A 16,628-nucleotide genomic window follows, 5' to 3' on the forward strand; every position below is an offset into this window, starting at 1 on the left:
CCCCCTTATGCCTCCAAAAGCTTAGACAGCTTTTTAAGCGCGTCAGCCCTATGGCTGATTTTATTTTTTTCATCACTTGTCAGTTCAGCCATTGTCTTATCTTTATCCTTCACGATAAAGATCGGGTCATAGCCAAAGCCGTATTCCCCTCTCGGTTCTTCTGCAATATACCCTTCAACATGGCCTTCGACTGTTTTTGTTTCCTCTCCAGGGATACTCACAGCCAGCGCGCAGCGGAAACGGGCCGTGCGCTGTTCTTTTTCGATTCCTTTCAGCTCACTGAGTACTTTATCGATATTTGCCTGATCGTCTTTCTGTTCCCCTGCATAGCGGGCAGAATAAACGCCGGGTCTGCCTCCAAGATTATCGATGGACAGACCGGAGTCGTCCGCAATCACCATTTTGTTCACTGCTCTGGCAACAGCTTCTGCTTTCAGAATGGCATTTTCTTCAAACGTATGGCCTGTTTCCTCAATTTCTTCTGTGAATCCAATTTCAGCTAACGATTTGACATCATAACCTTTTGGCTCAAGGATTTCTTTAAATTCCTTTACTTTTCCCGGATTATGTGTCGCAATAATTGCTTCTTTCATGATGATCAAGCCTTTCTGTCTTTATTTCAGTTCTGGCAGAGAATCACCTAGCACTTCTTTTTGCTTGTCAATCAGCTCTTGAATGCCTTTTTCTGCAAGACCGAGAAGTCCGTTTAGATCTTCCCTTGAAAAAGTCGCCTCTTCCCCAGTTCCCTGCAGCTCCACAAAGCGGCCGCTGCCTGTCATAATGACATTCATGTCAACTTCTGCGGAGGAATCTTCTTCATAGTTTAAATCTAACAAAATTCTCTGTTCCTTATCAATTCCGACAGAGATCGCGGCGAGAAAATCAGTGATCGGGTTTGCCTTGATTGTTCCCGCTTTGAGCAGCTTGGCAATCGCAATCGACATCGCAAGAAATGCTCCTGTAATGGAAGCGGTTCTTGTTCCGCCATCAGCCTGAATGACATCGCAGTCAATCCAAATCGTCCGTTCACCGAGCTTTTCTAAATCTACGACTGCCCGAAGCGCGCGGCCGATCAGGCGCTGAATTTCCATTGTTCTGCCGGAAATTTTCCCCTTTGAAGATTCTCTGATTGTTCTTTGGTTTGTTGCCCGCGGCAGCATGCTGTATTCAGCAGTAATCCAGCCTTTTCCCCCGCCCCGCAAAAACGGCGGCACGCGATCCTCAACAGATGCGTTGCAGATTACTTTTGTATTTCCCGCTGTTATTAGAACAGAACCTTCTGGATGGCTGATAAAATCCAAATCGAATGTGATTGGACGCAGCTCATCATGTTGTCTTCCGTCATGTCTCATGTTTTACCTCCGATTATATGTACATAAACCATTTTTGTCCCGGAATTGAATAAAGAAAGAGGCAGCCGGAACGCTAACCTCTTTCTTTCTAGTATATCAAAAATCCCAATTTAAAAACTACCCGTATTCACTTGAGAAGGTCTGGAGACCGGTTCTGTAAGTTTTTCACCTTTTTCATTTACAAGCTCTGATTTCCCGTTTACTTTAACAGAGACACTTTTTACATCCGGCTGCTCCGTCAACGTCAGCACAATGCTATTCAGCACTTCTGAAGAAATCATTTTCGTCTTTTCATCGGCGCTGCCGAATATAGATTGATTGAAATCTAACGTCACCCGTCCGTCTTTGATCTTCGGCTTGCTGATCAGCTTTACGTCTTCACTGAAGTCTGTTAACAGTCCGCTCACCTTGCTTGGGCCTTTAGCCAATTCATTGATAGCTGCTGCGATGTCGTCTTTTTCCGAATTGTCGATCCGTTTTGTCACCGGCACATAGTACTCACTGTCATCGTTTTCCGCCAAATAGTAGACTGTCAGCGGATGGGTCGCAGTGAGATCATTTACACCGGCTGTTTCCAAATTAATGCCGTCCTTACGGCTTAAATCATCTGAGATCGGCGTCCCGCCTACAGGCATCTCCTTCAGTTCATGGCCGTTTATTCTCAGCTTCACTTTATCTATCGAACTGAATTGTGTAAGCGTCCACGTCACAGATTGAACAATTTTCTGTTCGTCTTCCTTCTTGTAATTTTTAAATTCATTAGAGAAATCAGCTATTGCAGTCCCATCTTTTTTGATGTCAACGTTAACGGTTGTGTCAGCCGGCAATACGGCTCTGAAGCCATTCGGAAGAATTTCTGACACAGGTCCGCCCTGAACGAGGTATTCAAGCGCCTGTTTGGCCGTGCCTTCACTTTTCGGAAGGGGCAGCGTTTGCGCAACGACATACCCGTTTTTATCAATGAGATAAAGCTCCCTCATGACTGCAGATGAGGCTTGATCCGCTTTGGCGGTATCGCTTTTTTCACTTTCTGTTTTTTCGGCTGCTGTTGTATTTGAATCGGCCCCCGCTTCATCGTTCACGTATGTAACGTCTTGAGGCGGATCAATTTCCTCGGCTGCCTTATCAGATTGAAACAAACCGCATCCGGATAAAAGCAAGACAGAGGTGAGACAAGTGGCACCAATGACTGCAGGTCCTTTTTTCAGCATACTTTTCCCTCCTAAGGCTGTTTGTACTATTATGTATACGAGCCTCTTTAGGAAATAGACCGAAGAATTCCGGCAAAACAGAAAAAACCCGCAACATACCGTTGCGGGGGAAAACTATCTTCTAATCGGTTCTTGCAGTGAGATGCATTCCACATGACCCACCTCATGGCCAAACCAGTCGTCTGCGATTTTCGCAAACTGATCACGTGCTCCTGTTGTCAGGAATTGATGATCCGGGACAAACGGAGACTGGTTCAGCAGCCCTTTATATGAGAGAATTGTGCTGACTTCCCGGGCTGTTTCATCACCGGATGATATAATGTTCACGTGCTCTCCCATATATCTCTGAATGGATTCTTTTAAAATAGGATAGTGGGTGCAGCCTAGAATCAGCGAATCAATCGATGTGTCTTTTAACGGATTCAGCGATGTTTTGACAATCTCGTCTGCTGTTTTGTCGAGAAACTTTCCGCTTTCCACAAAAGGCACAAGCAGCGGACAGGCAAGGTTCTCAACCTTCAGATCAGGATTTAATGCCAAAAGCGCCTCTTCGTACGCATTGCTCTTAATCGTATTCTCTGTGCCGATGACACCGATATGCTGGTTCTCCGTCACTTTTATCGCTGCTCTCGCACCCGGCTGGATCACTCCGACCACCGGTATACCGACGCTGCGCTGGATGTCCTCCAATGCGATCGCTGTTGCTGTGTTGCAGGCGATCACGAGCATTTTGATGTGGTGGTTTTCGAGTAAATAATTCGTCAGCTCCCACGTATATTGAAGCACTTCTTCTTCAGGACGCGGCCCGTATGGACACCGTTTCGTATCCCCGACGTAGATAATATTCTCTTTTGGTAGCTGTCTCATGATTTCCTTTGCAACGGTTAAACCGCCAACCCCGGAATCAATGACTCCTATTGGTTGCTCCAACAAAATCGCCTCATTTTCTCTTCATTTCATGCTGCAGTTTCATCAATGATTTTTCAAAGATGGCTATTTCTTCATCTGTAAACGTTTCGAACATATCACGCAGATATTCCTGCCTTTTTGTAATGACCTCTTGGATAATCCGTTCTCCTTCAGGCAGCAGATGTATCCGGACAACACGTCTGTCCGCCGGGTCCTTGACCCGCTCGACAAGCTGATTTTTTTGCATGCGGTCGATTAAATCCGTCGTTGTGCTGCATGCCAGATACATTTTGCCCGATAGTTCGCCGATTGTCATATCTCCTAATTCATAAAGCCATTGCAGGCCGACAAATTGCGGCGGCGTAATCGCATATTGGTTAAGGATTTCTCGTCCTTTTTGCTTAATGATCGCGGCAATGTGGCGGAGTGACTTTTCAATATCCGCAACATGCTCCAAAGGTTTTGATGTCATTTGTCCATCCCTCACTCAAGGATCTCTTACGCACAAAAGCGTTCCGTGTCTATTTTCCTTCTTTTTTGAAGAAAATGCAAGACTCGCGGAAGAGAAATAGAGGACTTTAGGCAAACAACATCAAAATAGAAAAATTTGTTTTATGCCCTCGCTATCCAAGTTTTGCATAGCATTCCAAATATGTTTTTGAACTTTCCAAACAAACAGCAATAACCGGCTCCTTCCTGAAAAGAAGGAATACCGGCAAGGATTAAAGCTCTAGCTCACCCATTCTAAGAAGCTCAACAACGGCTTGCGAACGCCCTTTCACACCCAATTTCTGCATGGCATTTGAAATATGGTTTCGAACGGTTTTCTCACTGATAAATAGCTCGCTTGCAATCTCCTTTGTTGTCTTATCTTGAACGAGCAATTCGAACACTTCTCTTTCTCTTTTCGTTAGCAGCGGCTTCGATTGAAATTCTTTCTCCTTCAAGTATTGTAACCCTCCTTGCTAAGGTGAGAGCGAATCAGAAACGAATGGGTTTTGATATAGTCGAGATATCATATGTAAGAAGGGCGCAGGAGGTGACGTTTACAAGAGAATTAGTTTATGGTGTATAGAGAAGCGTTTCTTTTTCCTCATTCGTCCAGCTGACAGCCTTGCCGCTTTCCTTTGAGACCTGGACCATCACAACTGCTCCGGTAAAGCAGGGCTCGCCATTACGGTTCTCTCCGAGATAATGCAAGGTAAGGGATGAGCTGCCGACGGCACTTGTTTTCACATAGATGCGCAACTCTTCATAAGGCATGACTTGGCGCAGATAATCGCATTGCTGGCTTGCCACGACTGTCATGGTCTGTTTGTTTTCATTCATCATATTCAGCTTTTTAAAATAAGAAATCCGTGCCTCCTCAAAGTATATAAAAGGAGTTACATTATTCATATGCCCAAACATGTCCGTCTCGGAAAATCGCACGGATACTTCATAAAAAAAAGAAAAGGCTGTTTTCCATTCTTGAAACGGCATATCAATATAAGCGGGAAGCTTCATCTTTCCTCATCTCCTTATTGTTAAAAAACCTCTCCCATGCGGAAGAGGTTTTTTCTTCTTATACTCTGTCGCTTCCGAAGAAATTGCGGAACGCTTGTAAGTTTGTATCTCTGTTTAAGGCTGCAATCGAAGTAGTGAGCGGGATGCCTTTCGGGCAGGATTGAACACAGTTTTGCGAGTTGCCGCAATCTGCTAGGCCGCCTTCATCCATCAGTGCTTCTAACCGATCAGACTTATTCATGGCGCCTGTCGGATGTGCGTTAAACAGGCGGACTTGAGACATCGGTGCAGGCCCCATAAACTTCGATTTGCTGTTCACATTCGGGCAGGCTTCGAGGCAGACACCGCACGTCATGCACTTTGATAATTCATATGCCCATTGACGGCGTTTTTCCGGCATTCTCGGTCCCGGTCCTAAATCGTACGTACCGTCAATCGGTATCCACGCTTTTACTTTTTTCAATGAATCAAACATTCTGCTTCGGTCGACCTGCAAATCACGCACGACCGGGAATGTTTTCATTGGTTTTAAGCGGATCGGCTGCTCAAGCTGGTCTATAAGTGCCGTACAAGACTGGCGGGGTTTTCCGTTTATGACCATTGAACATGCGCCGCATACTTCTTCAAGACAGTTCATATCCCATGTGACAGGAGTTGTCTTTTCACCTTTCACGTTAACCGGATTCCGGCGAATTTCCATCAGAGCGGAAATGACGTTCAGGTTCGGGCGGTATGGAACCTCAAATTCTTCATCGTAAGGCGTGCTGTCGGCTGTATCTTGACGTGTGATAATAAATCGTATGGTTTTTTGTTCACTCATGATTATTTCGCCACCTTCTTCTTCGAGTAATCCCGTTTCCGAGGCGTTATCAGTGATACATCAACATCCTGATACTCAAATTCCGGCGCTTCATACGGGCTTACATGTTTAGCCATTGTTGTTTTGAGCCATTCATCATCATTACGTTCAGGATAATCCGGTTTATAATGGGCGCCCCGGCTTTCATTACGGTTGTATGCGCCAAGGGTAATCACCCTTGCAAGCTGAAGCATGTTCGAGAACTGGCGTGTGAACATTGCCCCTTGGTTGCTCCATTTTGTCGTGTCATTGATGTTAATCTTTTTAAACCGCTCCATTAATTCCTGAATTTTGTCATCCGTTTTCAATAGCTTGTCGTTATGGCGGACAACCGTGACATTCGCCGTCATCCACTCACCGAGTTCTTTGTGAAGAACATAGGCATTTTCGGTTCCGTCCATACTCATAATCTCAGACCACTTTTCTTCTTCTTTTTTGACGTGAGCGTCGAATAAAGAGGAAGACATGTCTTCTGCTGAAGATTCCAAACCGTTTACATATTTCACTGCATTCGGTCCGGCCACCATTCCTCCGTAAATCGCAGAAAGCAGGGAGTTTGCTCCCAAACGGTTGCCGCCGTGCATAGAGTAATCACATTCCCCAGCTGCAAACAGTCCCGGGATGTTTGTCATTTGATCGTAATCCACCCATAAACCGCCCATTGAATAATGGACCGCTGGGAAGATTTTCATCGGAAGCTTCCTCGGGTCGTCTCCCATGAATTTCTCATAAATCTCAATGATGCCGCCAAGCTTAATATCAAGCTCTTTCGGATCTTTATGAGATAGATCGAGATACACCATGTTTTCGCCGTTAATACCGAGCTTCTGGTTGACACACACATCAAATATTTCGCGTGTCGCAATATCACGCGGCACCAGGTTTCCGTAAGCCGGATATTTTTCCTCTAGGAAATACCATGGTTTACCGTCTTTATATGTCCACACGCGTCCGCCTTCACCGCGCGCTGATTCACTCATCAGTCTTAGTTTGTCATCGCCCGGTATGGCTGTCGGGTGGATTTGAATGAATTCTCCGTTTGCATAGTACGCTCCCTGCTGATAAACGATCGACGCAGCAGAGCCTGTATTAATCATGGAGTTAGTTGATTTTCCAAAAATGATTCCCGGTCCGCCCGTCGCCATAATGACCGCGTCTGAACGGAAGGATTCAATTTGCATGTTTGTCAGGTTTTGCGCAACAATTCCGCGGCAGGTTCTGTCATCATCTAATACAGCGCCAAGGAATTCCCAGCCTTCGTATTTTGTGACCAGACCCGCAACTTCGTATCTGCGCACTTGCTCGTCCAGTGCGTAAAGCAGCTGCTGCCCCGTCGTCGCACCCGCATAAGCTGTTCTGTGATGCTGTGTACCCCCGAATCGGCGGAAATCAAGCAGCCCTTCAGGCGTCCGGTTAAACATGACGCCCATCCGGTCTAATAAGTGGATGATAGAAGGCGCCGCTTCACACATCGCCTTGACCGGCGGCTGGTTGGCAAGAAAGTCTCCCCCGTATACAGTGTCATCGAAATGTTCCCACGGAGAGTCGCCTTCCCCTTTTGTATTGACCGCTCCGTTTATGCCGCCTTGGGCACAAACCGAATGAGAACGTTTGACAGGAACGATGGAAAACAGCTTAACCGCCATTCCTGATTCCGCTGCTTTAATTGTCGCCATGAGGCCGGCAAGACCCCCGCCGACTACGATAATGCTTGATTGACTCATGATAGCCCCTCTCCCTCTAGTAATCTAGTACTCTTATACAAATGCAAAAATCGCTTTTAAGCCTACGTATGACAGTGCAACAAAAATAATCAGCGTAACGTATGTCGAAATTCTTTGAGAACGAGGCGTTACCGTGATGCCCCATGTAACAGCGAAAGACCATAAACCGTTCGAGAAGTGGAAAATTGTTGATAAAACACCGACAATGTAAAAGCCAAGCATAGCCGGAGAGCTCAAAATATTCGCCATCATGTCGAAATTGACCTCAGCGCCCATTTGTGCTGCAATGCGGGTTTCCCACACGTGCCAGCTCACGAAAATGAGGGTGATGATACCGGTTACACGCTGCAGGACGAAGAGCCAGTTTCTCATATAGCTGTATTGGCCTGCGTTATTTTTTGCAGTAAACGCTATGTACACACCATAAACTGCATGATAAATTAATGGTAAGAAGATAATAAAAATTTCCAAGGCATACCTGAAAGGCAGACTATCCATAAAATGAGCAGCATTATTGAATGCTTCAGCGCCCCTTGCGGCAAACTGGTTGACGACTAAATGCTGAATGAGAAAGATGCCGACCGGTATGACGCCAAGCAAGGAATGCAATCTTCGAAAATAAAACTCTCTGTTCCCAGACATTACTTTACCCCCTGTTTGATAAGTGCGAAATGTGCTAAATCTCTTCCCCCACTTCTTTCAATTGTAAGCACTTTATTAAGATTTATTGACAATTTCATTTTACTCCTCCCTCAAAAGGGCGTCAAGAAAACGCGTACATAAATTATAATTTTCCGAATTGAATAGTTGATTTAAAAATTTTATTTTATCAATATATATTTCTGCTTAATTTTTCATTAGAATTACAGGATCATTCTGTAATCCTCCCCCCTGTTTGGGCTATAATATACGAAGGAGAGAGGGGAGACAGATATGAAGTCTAAATTTGAAGCATCTATTGACAATCTAAAAGAATTTGAAATGAACGCCTATGCCTACGAACTAATACGAGAGATCGTTCTCCCAGATATGCTTGGCCAAGATTACTCTTCCATGATGTATTGGGCAGGGAAGCATCTCGCCCGTAAGTTTCCTCTTGAATCATGGGAGGAATTTCCGGCCTTCTTTGAAGAAGCGGGCTGGGGAACCCTCACCAACGTAAGCGCTAAAAAACAAGAGCTTGAATTTGAACTTGAAGGGCCGATCATTTCCAATCGGCTTAAACATCAGAAAGAACCATGCTTTCAGCTGGAAGCTGGTTTTATTGCTGAACAAATTCAATTGATGAATGACCAAATTGCCGAATCATATGAACAAGTGAAAAAGAGAGCCGATAAAGTGGTTCTGACTGTGAAATGGGATATGAAAGACCCAGTGTAATCAAAAAAGGCGGTGACTGCATAGTCCCGCCTTTTTTGATTGTCATTACACAGCTGAAGGGTGTTTTGAAAGCTCAAATGCATCGTGCAGCGCTTCGACTGCTTTCACCATGTCATTTTCGCTTACGACTGTTGATACTTTGATTTCAGATGTGCTGACCATTTTGATTAAAATGTTTTTTTCCGCCAGTACAGCAAACATTTCAGCGGCTACACCAGGGTTTGAGACCATGCCGGATCCGACAATGGATACTTTAGCCAATTTGCTTTCTGTCTCGATTTTCTCGAATTCAAGCGCGTCTTTATACTCTTCAAGCACCGCAACGGTTTGGTCTGTGTCTTCTGTTTTGACAGAGAAGGAAATTCCGGTCTGATTGTCTCCGGCCTGCGTTTGGATAATGATATCGACGTTAATGTTTCTTTTGGCAAGTGTTGTAAAAATAGTAGACAAAGTTGTCAAGCCGCCAGTCAGCCCGTAAATGGTTACCCTTGTGATTTGATCTTCAAACGCAATGCCTCTGACAATTAAATTTTGCTCCATGGATGATTCCTCCTCAATTAATGTTCCAGCTTCTGTTTCTGTACTTGAACGCACTTCTAACGGCACTTGGTAATTTTTCGCGAATTCAACGGCTCTCGGATGAAGAACGCCGGCGCCTAAATTGGCAAGCTCAAGCATTTCATCGTATGAGATGCCGGCAAGCTTTCTCGCAGATTTCACATAGCGCGGATCGGTAGTAAACACTCCGGGCACGTCCGTGTATATGTCACATTTATCCGCTTTTAATGCGGCAGCCAAAGCGACTGCTGTTGTGTCTGACCCGCCACGGCCCAATGTCGTGATTTCACAGTCCTCTGTCATGCCTTGGAATCCTGCGACAATGACAATCTTTCCTTGCTCGAGCTGGTCTCCCAAAACCGAAGTGTCGATATCTGTAATTCTGGCGTTTCCGTGAACGGCTTCCGTGCGGATTCCCGCCTGCCACCCAGTATATGACACAGCGTCATAGCCTTTTTCCTGCAGCGCCATAGAAAGCAGGGAAATTGTAACCTGCTCGCCTGTCGCCAGCAGCATATCCATTTCGCGTTTGCTCGGCTGGTCAGTAATTGCTTTTGCAAGGCTGACCAATTCGTCAGTGGATTTCCCCATAGCTGAAACGACAACAACGACTTGATGGCCCTTCTGTTTTTCTGCAATCGCGCGGTTTGCCGCATTTTGAATTTTTTTAACTGAGCCGACGGAAGTACCCCCGAATTTTTGTACGATAAGACCCATGTATTACCACCCTTTACATTTTGGTTCGTGCGGGTGAGGAGAAAGAGCGCTTTGTCCACAATAAAAAAAGCAATGAGAGGAATTGCTCTCATTGCTTATCAATTAATCATCATTGAATGATTATGAACAACGAGATAGCCCTCCAAGAAAATGATTTCTTGACAGCCTTACATTTATTCAATGCACGGCCAGCAAATAATACCGATGGGGTTTTATTTGCTTCGGCGACGCTCCCCTTTCAGCCTTTTTCACAGAATCCATCTTTCTCCAAAGGCTTACTCTTGAAGTTCGCACCTCTATCTTCACCATATAACACGATCTAACTATGAAATTAGTTCACATTTTATCAGATCTTTTTTAAAAGGACAACATTATTTTTGCAATTTATCGTAAAGCAGCTGAGCCGCCGCTGCGGGAACACCCGCTTTTTTGATGTCCTCAAGGCTTGCTTCCTTCATTTTTTTTACGGAACCGAAATGCTTTAACAGCATTTTCTTTCTTTTCTCTCCGATACCCGGGATGTCGTCCAAGACGGATTGAAACGCGCTTTTTCCGCGGATTTGTCTGTGAAAACTGATCGCAAACCGGTGCACCTCGTCTTGAATACGCTGCAGGAGGTAAAATTCCTGGCTGTTCCGTTCCAGATACACCGCCTCCAGTGGATCCCCGATTAGTAAATTTGAAGTTCTGTGTTTTTCGTCTTTCGCTAGACCGGCGATCGGGATATCCAAGCCGAGTTCGTTTTCAATGACATCCATTGCAGCGTTGATCTGCCCTTTTCCTCCGTCAATGATGATCAGATCAGGCAGCGGCAGGTTTTCGCGAAGCACTCTCGTATAGCGCCTTCTGACAACCTCTCTCATAGAACCGTAATCATCCGGCCCTGTAACGGTTTTGATTTTATATTTGCGGTATTCTTTTTTGTTCGGTTTGCCGTCGATAAACACGATCATCGCGGAAACCGGGTTTGTCCCCTGTATGTTTGAGTTATCAAACGCTTCGATTCTGTGAGGCGTATAAATATTCAATGCTTCTCCGAGTTTCTGCACAGCCCCGATTGAGCGCTCCTCGTCCCGTTCAATTAAGGAGAATTTTTCTTTCAGCGCGATTTTCGCATTTTTATGAGCCAGCATGAGCAGTTCTTTTTTCGGGCCCTTCTTCGGCTGGTGAACGTTTGTTTCCAGCAGCTGCTCAATCATAGATTGATCTACGCTGTCCGGAACTAAAATTTCCTTCGGAAGGAAGTGGTTGTTTTTCGAATAGAACTGTCCGATGAACGTAAGAAACTCATCATCTGCTTCCTGGTAGAGCGGGAACATACTGACATCGCGTTCAATAAGTTTTCCTTGGCGAATGAAAAAGACCTGTACGCACATCCAGCCCTTATCATATGCGTACGCGAATACGTCACGGTCGACTAGATCGTTCATCGTCATTTTTTGTTTTTCCATCGTTGATTCGATATGAGCGATTTGGTCACGAAGCTCTTTTGCCCGTTCAAACTCAAGATTCTCGGCAGCTTCATGCATTTTCTCTTCAAGCTCTTTTTTGACCTCATTATAGCCGCCCTTTAAGAAACGGGTAATGCTCTCAACCAGCTCTCTGTTCGTCTCTTCGGAAATGTCCTTTACGCACGGAGCGAGACATTGACCCAGATGATAGTATAGACATACTCTGTCCGGCAGCTTGGAGCATTTTCTGAGAGGATACAGACGGTCGAGCAGTTTTTTAGTTTCCCTTGCGGCCTGCACGTTCGGGTACGGCCCGAAATAGCGCCCTTTGTCTTTTTTGACATTGCGGGTGACGATCAGCCTTGGGTGGCGTTCATGGGTGATTTTTATGAAAGGATAGGTTTTGTCGTCTTTGAGCATGACGTTGTATTTCGGATCATGCTTTTTGATTAGATTCATTTCTAAAATAAGCGCTTCAAGATTGGAGGACGTCACGATATATTCAAAATCCTCGATTTCCGTCACAAGCCTTTGTGTTTTCGCATCGTGAGAACCGGTGAAATAGGAGCGCACTCTGTTTTTCAGCACTTTTGCTTTTCCTACATAGATCACAGTCTGCTGCCGGTCCTTCATGAGATAACATCCGGGCTGATCGGGAAGGAGGGCGAGTTTTTCTTTCAGTTGTTTGTTCATATGTTACCCTTCCTTATGTTTAATCCTTTGTTTCCAGTTTAACACGAACGTTTGTTTTTCTCTATGATTCACGATTGGCGAATAAAAAAAGCGATCCCTCAATCGGAATCGCTCTGGCATGTAAGCAGCCGAAAATTAAAGATGTTTGTTGACAAGCTCTTGAAGCGCTTCTTTTGGTTTGAAGCCGACAGAAGTTTCAACTACTTCTCCGTCTTTTAACACAAGAAGTGTCGGGATGCTCATAACGCCGTATTTTCCGGCTGTTTCTTGGTTTTCATCCACATCGATTTTTACGATCTTCAGTTTGTCTCCCATTTCTTGATCCAGTTCTTCAAGAACAGGTGCAATCATTTTGCAAGGTCCGCACCAAGGAGCCCAGAAGTCTGCCAGTACGACGCCTTCGCTTGTTTCAGCTGAGAAAGATTGATCAGTTGCTTTTACGATAGCCATTATTGAATTCCTCCAATTGTGAAATGATGATTTTTAGTATAGCATCTCCCATTCGTTCACGCTATTTTAATGCTTGCAAATTATTTTTTCCTGATCACAATCGGTTTACTCATTTTTATCTGGATTGAATGGGATATATCACTTTTCATTAAAACACGAATCTGATAATGGCCCCGATCACTACAATAGCCCCGATGATCATTAAAATGGTACGAAGCATAGGATAACATCTCCTCTTCACTGTCATGTACTTTACCATGCCCTGCCGGAGCTGTTTTAAAACATGAAAGAGAGCGCCGGCATGAAGCTCCGGCGCTCTCGCTCGATTAAGAATCAGCACGCAGTGTGAGTAAGACGACTGACATTGGCGGCAGTTTTACTTTCAGTTTGTTTTTGTTAAGCGTATATCGGCTGAAAGACTCCGGTTTGACGTGATGAGGATCGTCAAACGTGTTATGCGCATTCATTTTTTCTGCCGTGAGAATGACTCCGGAATGGTCCGCTGTCTTGTGAATGCCTCTCAGCTCAATCTCAGCCTCCGCTTTGTTTTGGTGGTCGATGTTGCAGATCGTGATATTGATATCGCCTTCTGCATGTTTCGATGCTGAAAGACTGATTTGCGGCAGCGTTTCACCTTTCCATTCATAGTCAGCAGACGTTGTGTCTGTCTCTAAAAGAGAAGCGTCCTGGTGTACCTTAAACATATCAAATACATGGTACGTCGGTGTCAAAAGCATCCGTTCTCCCTCAGTCAAAATCATAGCTTGAAGAACGTTTACCGTTTGGGCGATGTTGGTCATTTGCACCCGGCGGCAATGCTGATGGAAAATGTGGAAATGAGAAGCCGCCACCAGTGCATCACGAATGGTGTTTTGCTGATAAAGGAAACCAGGGTTCGTGCCTGGCTCAGGATCAAACCACGTGCCCCATTCGTCAATGATCAGCCCGACCCGCTGTTCCGGATCGTACCGGTCCATAATCGTTCCGTGTTTTTGAATCAATTCATCAATGTATTTGGCTTTTTTCATTGTAATAAACCATTCATCCTCCGTGAATTCTGTGGCTGATCCTTTGCCCTTCCAGAAATCACCCGGAATCGTATAATAATGAAGGCTCAATCCGTCCATCAGGCCAGCAGCTTTTTTCATGAGCACGTCTGTCCAATTAAAGTCATCTACATTTGCGCCGCCTGCAATTTTATATATTTCATTGCCGCTGTAATTGCGGACATAGGTTTGAAAACGCCGGTACAGATCAGCATAGTATTCAGGATGCATGTTGCCGCCGCAGCCCCAGTTCTCATTGCCCACGCCGAAATATTTCAGCTTCCAGGGCTCCTCTCTTCCATTTTGTTTTCTCCAGTCTGACATCGGCGTGCCGGCTCCAAACGTCATATACTCGATCCATTCTGCCATTTCCTGAACGGTTCCGCTTCCGACATTGCCGCAAATATAAGGCTCGCATTCAAGCAGCTCGCAAAGCATCATAAATTCATGCGTTCCGAATTCATTTGATTCAATTGTTCCGCCCCAGTGAGTGTTAAGCATCGTCTTACGGTCACCGACACCGTTTGCCCAATGGTATTCGTCCGCAAAGCACCCGCCCGGCCACCTGAGGACAGGGATATGAAGCTGCTTGAGCGCTTCCAGCACATCCTTTCGAATTCCGTTTATATTGGGAATGCTTGACTCCGTTCCGACCCAAATCCCCTCATAAATCCCTCTTCCTAGATGCTCTGCAAAATGACCGTATATATTTTTGTTAATCGTTCCTTTTACAATATCCGTCTGGATCACTGCTTGATGTTCAGACATGCTTGATCATTCCTTTCATACGAATATGAAAAGCACCACAGTCAAATATGTGATCTGTCTTTTGCCTGAGGAGTCAGCATGAATGTAAGCGCTTTTAAAGTAACCATATTATATATGTTCGTACATGTCAATGACATTTTTTCTAAACTTTATATTTGTACGTATGTATTTGAAAATGTAAAAACCCCGAACTTCAACAGTCCGGGGTTTTCTTTACGAGTGTATATTTAATTGTTTGAATTCCTCAGTTAATAACGGGACAACTTCAAATAAATCGCCTACAATGCCGTAATCCGCTATTTTAAAAATATCTGCTTCGGGATCTTTATTGATGGCGACAATCACCTTGCTGTTTGACATGCCGGCCAAATGCTGGATGGCGCCGGAAATGCCGCAGGCAATATACAAATCCGGGGTAACGACTTTTCCGGTCTGTCCGATTTGGAGAGCGTAATCGCAATAATCAGCGTCGCATGCCCCGCGAGATGCCCCGACTGCGGCCCCCAGCACCTCTGCAAGCTCCTGCAGCGGCTGAAATCCTTCCTTGCTTTTGACTCCGCGGCCGCCCGCAACAATAATTTTTGCTTCGGAGAGATCAACGCCGTCCGCTGTTTTTTTCACGACTTCTTGGATAACGGTGCGGAGGTCTGTAAGAGAAACATCAATGCTATCGATACTCCCCGACCTGCTGGCGTCTTTTTCTGCAGCTTGAATGTTATTGGGGCGAATCGTTGCAAAAATCAGCGGATCGGTTGAAATGACGCGTTCAAATGCTTTCCCCGAGTAAATTGGCCTTGTAAATACGATATTTTCTCCGGTAACGCTTACATCTGTAGCATCAGAAATTAAGCCTGTTTGCAGCCGGGCGGCAAGCTTCGGTGAAAGGTCCTTTCCCATTGCCGTGTGCCCGCATATAACGGAATCGGGCTTTTCTTGGTCAATAATGGCCCTCATGACCTGGCTGTATCCATCTGCCGTATATGCTTTCAGCTTCGGATCCTCGGCTGTGAGAACTTTATCGGCTCCGTAATGGATAAGCTCCTGTGCAACGCTTTGTACATTTTCTCCAATCAGAACACCGATGACTTCTCCATCGCCTGAAATGGTTCTTCCTGCAGCTATTGCTTCAAAGGTGACATTCCGCAATTCTCCGTCGCGAATTTCTCCGAGTACGATCACTTTTTTTCCCATTCTAACATCCCCCTGTTTCTTTGAATGTCCAAGCTTTAAATGACTTTAGCTTCGCTGCGGAGCAATGAGACGAGCTCTTTTGCCTGTTCGGCAGGCTCACCTTGGAGAAGCTTCCCGGCTTCTTTTTTCGGCGGCAGAAAACGTTCGATCGTTTTCATCTTTGGTTCAGCATCCTCTTCGTCAAGATCAAGATCATCAAGTTCAAGCTCTTCAAGCGGTTTTTTCTTGGCCTTCATAATTCCCGGAAGCGATGGGTAGCGCGGTTCGTTTAAGCCCTGCTGAGCTGTGATAAGCAATGGGAGTGTCGTTTTGATTTTTTCAACATCCCCTTCGACGTCCCTTTCTGCTTCTGCATCAGTGCCGTTGATTTCGAGTTTGGTGATCGTTGTGATGCACGGAATGTCCAGAAGCTCTGCAAGCCGCGGCGCCACTTGTCCTGATCCTCCGTCAATGGCAACATTTCCGCCGAGAATCAAATCAAACTCCTGATCCTTCATATAGTGGTATAAAACTTGAGAAATGGAATATTGGTCGGGTTCTTCGAGATCATCTTCTATGTTGATTAAAACGGCTTGGTCACATCCCATGGCAAGCGCCGTACGCAATTCCTTCTCCGCATCTTCACCGCCGACAGTGACGGCGGTGATCGTGCCGCCGTGCTTTTCCTTCAGCTGGATGGCTTCTTCTATTGCGTACTCGTCGTATGGATTAATGATCCATTCCGCTCCGTCATCCTGAATCTTTCCTGCTTCAATGACGATTTTTTCTTCTGTGTCAAACGTCCGTTTCATCAGTACAAATAGATTCATGATC

General features: G+C 45.3%; 17 protein-coding genes and 1 riboswitch. Of the genes, 1 reads left to right on the forward strand and 16 read right to left on the reverse strand.

The window, feature by feature from the left end; all coding sequences use genetic code 11:
• Positions 1 to 5: 5 nt before the first annotated feature.
• The 10 genes from LWH95_RS06525 to sdhC form a co-directional block, all read right to left on the reverse strand.
• On the reverse strand, positions 6 to 602 hold the full coding sequence (locus tag LWH95_RS06525; RefSeq protein ID WP_119914107.1) for an XTP/dITP diphosphatase: 597 nt from the start codon (positions 600 to 602) through the stop codon (positions 6 to 8).
• 12 nt (positions 603 to 614) lie between these two features.
• Positions 615 to 1,352, reverse strand: coding sequence for a ribonuclease PH (rph, locus tag LWH95_RS06530; RefSeq protein WP_019259098.1), 738 nt, complete (start codon positions 1,350 to 1,352; stop codon positions 615 to 617).
• Positions 1,353 to 1,462: 110 nt separating this feature from the next.
• On the reverse strand, positions 1,463 to 2,563 hold the full coding sequence (gerM, locus tag LWH95_RS06535; RefSeq protein ID WP_232919180.1) for a spore germination protein GerM: 1,101 nt from the start codon (positions 2,561 to 2,563) through the stop codon (positions 1,463 to 1,465).
• 114 nt (positions 2,564 to 2,677) lie between these two features.
• Positions 2,678 to 3,496, reverse strand: coding sequence for a glutamate racemase (gene racE / locus LWH95_RS06540; RefSeq protein ID WP_080030800.1), 819 nt, complete (start codon positions 3,494 to 3,496; stop codon positions 2,678 to 2,680).
• Positions 3,497 to 3,503: 7 nt separating this feature from the next.
• Positions 3,504 to 3,944 carry a MarR family winged helix-turn-helix transcriptional regulator gene (locus tag LWH95_RS06545; protein WP_003237645.1) on the reverse strand — a complete coding sequence of 147 codons (441 nt, stop codon included), beginning with the start codon at positions 3,942 to 3,944 and terminating at the stop codon, positions 3,504 to 3,506.
• 250 nt (positions 3,945 to 4,194) lie between these two features.
• Complete coding sequence (gene gerE, locus LWH95_RS06550) at positions 4,195 to 4,419, reverse strand: spore germination transcription factor GerE (RefSeq protein WP_003184172.1); 225 nt, start codon at positions 4,417 to 4,419, stop codon at positions 4,195 to 4,197.
• Between the two features lie 115 nt (positions 4,420 to 4,534).
• Positions 4,535 to 4,978 carry an acyl-CoA thioesterase gene (locus LWH95_RS06555; RefSeq protein WP_148982115.1) on the reverse strand — a complete coding sequence of 148 codons (444 nt, stop codon included), beginning with the start codon at positions 4,976 to 4,978 and terminating at the stop codon, positions 4,535 to 4,537.
• A gap of 58 nt (positions 4,979 to 5,036) precedes the next feature.
• Positions 5,037 to 5,798: a succinate dehydrogenase iron-sulfur subunit gene (sdhB, locus tag LWH95_RS06560; protein WP_003222517.1), complete on the reverse strand. Its 762-nt coding sequence runs from the start codon at positions 5,796 to 5,798 to the stop codon at positions 5,037 to 5,039.
• A 2-nt stretch (positions 5,799 to 5,800) separates the two neighbouring features.
• On the reverse strand, positions 5,801 to 7,561 hold the full coding sequence (sdhA, locus tag LWH95_RS06565) for a succinate dehydrogenase flavoprotein subunit (RefSeq protein WP_019259104.1): 1,761 nt from the start codon (positions 7,559 to 7,561) through the stop codon (positions 5,801 to 5,803).
• 33 nt (positions 7,562 to 7,594) lie between these two features.
• Entirely contained in the window at positions 7,595 to 8,203 is a 609-nt protein-coding gene (gene sdhC, locus LWH95_RS06570) for a succinate dehydrogenase cytochrome B558 (RefSeq protein WP_003237652.1), read from the reverse strand.
• Positions 8,204 to 8,494: 291 nt separating this feature from the next.
• On the opposite strand from sdhC, the gene LWH95_RS06575 reads away from it, so the two are divergent.
• Positions 8,495 to 8,941, forward strand: a complete 447-nt coding sequence (locus LWH95_RS06575; RefSeq protein ID WP_003237653.1) for a YslB family protein — start codon at positions 8,495 to 8,497, stop codon at positions 8,939 to 8,941.
• A gap of 45 nt (positions 8,942 to 8,986) precedes the next feature.
• On the opposite strand, the gene LWH95_RS06580 is transcribed toward LWH95_RS06575, so the two are convergent.
• The 6 genes from LWH95_RS06580 to etfB form a co-directional block, all read right to left on the reverse strand.
• On the reverse strand, positions 8,987 to 10,216 hold the full coding sequence (locus LWH95_RS06580) for an aspartate kinase (RefSeq protein WP_232919181.1): 1,230 nt from the start codon (positions 10,214 to 10,216) through the stop codon (positions 8,987 to 8,989).
• A gap of 127 nt (positions 10,217 to 10,343) precedes the next feature.
• Positions 10,344 to 10,523: riboswitch (Lysine riboswitch) on the reverse strand.
• Between the two features lie 64 nt (positions 10,524 to 10,587).
• A complete protein-coding gene (gene uvrC / locus LWH95_RS06585; protein ID WP_232919182.1) occupies positions 10,588 to 12,360 on the reverse strand; it encodes an excinuclease ABC subunit UvrC in 1,773 nt (590 codons plus the stop codon).
• Positions 12,361 to 12,495: 135 nt separating this feature from the next.
• Complete coding sequence (trxA, locus tag LWH95_RS06590) at positions 12,496 to 12,810, reverse strand: thioredoxin (protein WP_003222500.1); 315 nt, start codon at positions 12,808 to 12,810, stop codon at positions 12,496 to 12,498.
• 326 nt (positions 12,811 to 13,136) lie between these two features.
• Positions 13,137 to 14,624, reverse strand: coding sequence for an alpha-N-arabinofuranosidase (gene abfB / locus LWH95_RS06595; RefSeq protein ID WP_232919183.1), 1,488 nt, complete (start codon positions 14,622 to 14,624; stop codon positions 13,137 to 13,139).
• Positions 14,625 to 14,837: 213 nt separating this feature from the next.
• Complete coding sequence (etfA, locus tag LWH95_RS06600; protein ID WP_088112308.1) at positions 14,838 to 15,815, reverse strand: electron transfer flavoprotein subunit alpha; 978 nt, start codon at positions 15,813 to 15,815, stop codon at positions 14,838 to 14,840.
• A 35-nt stretch (positions 15,816 to 15,850) separates the two neighbouring features.
• Positions 15,851 to 16,624, reverse strand: a complete 774-nt coding sequence (gene etfB, locus LWH95_RS06605; RefSeq protein WP_084993005.1) for an electron transfer flavoprotein subunit beta — start codon at positions 16,622 to 16,624, stop codon at positions 15,851 to 15,853.
• Positions 16,625 to 16,628: the final 4 nt, after the last annotated feature.

This window comes from Bacillus sp. G16 (assembly GCF_021282335.1).
Classification (GTDB): Bacteria; Bacillota; Bacilli; order Bacillales; family Bacillaceae; genus Bacillus; species Bacillus inaquosorum.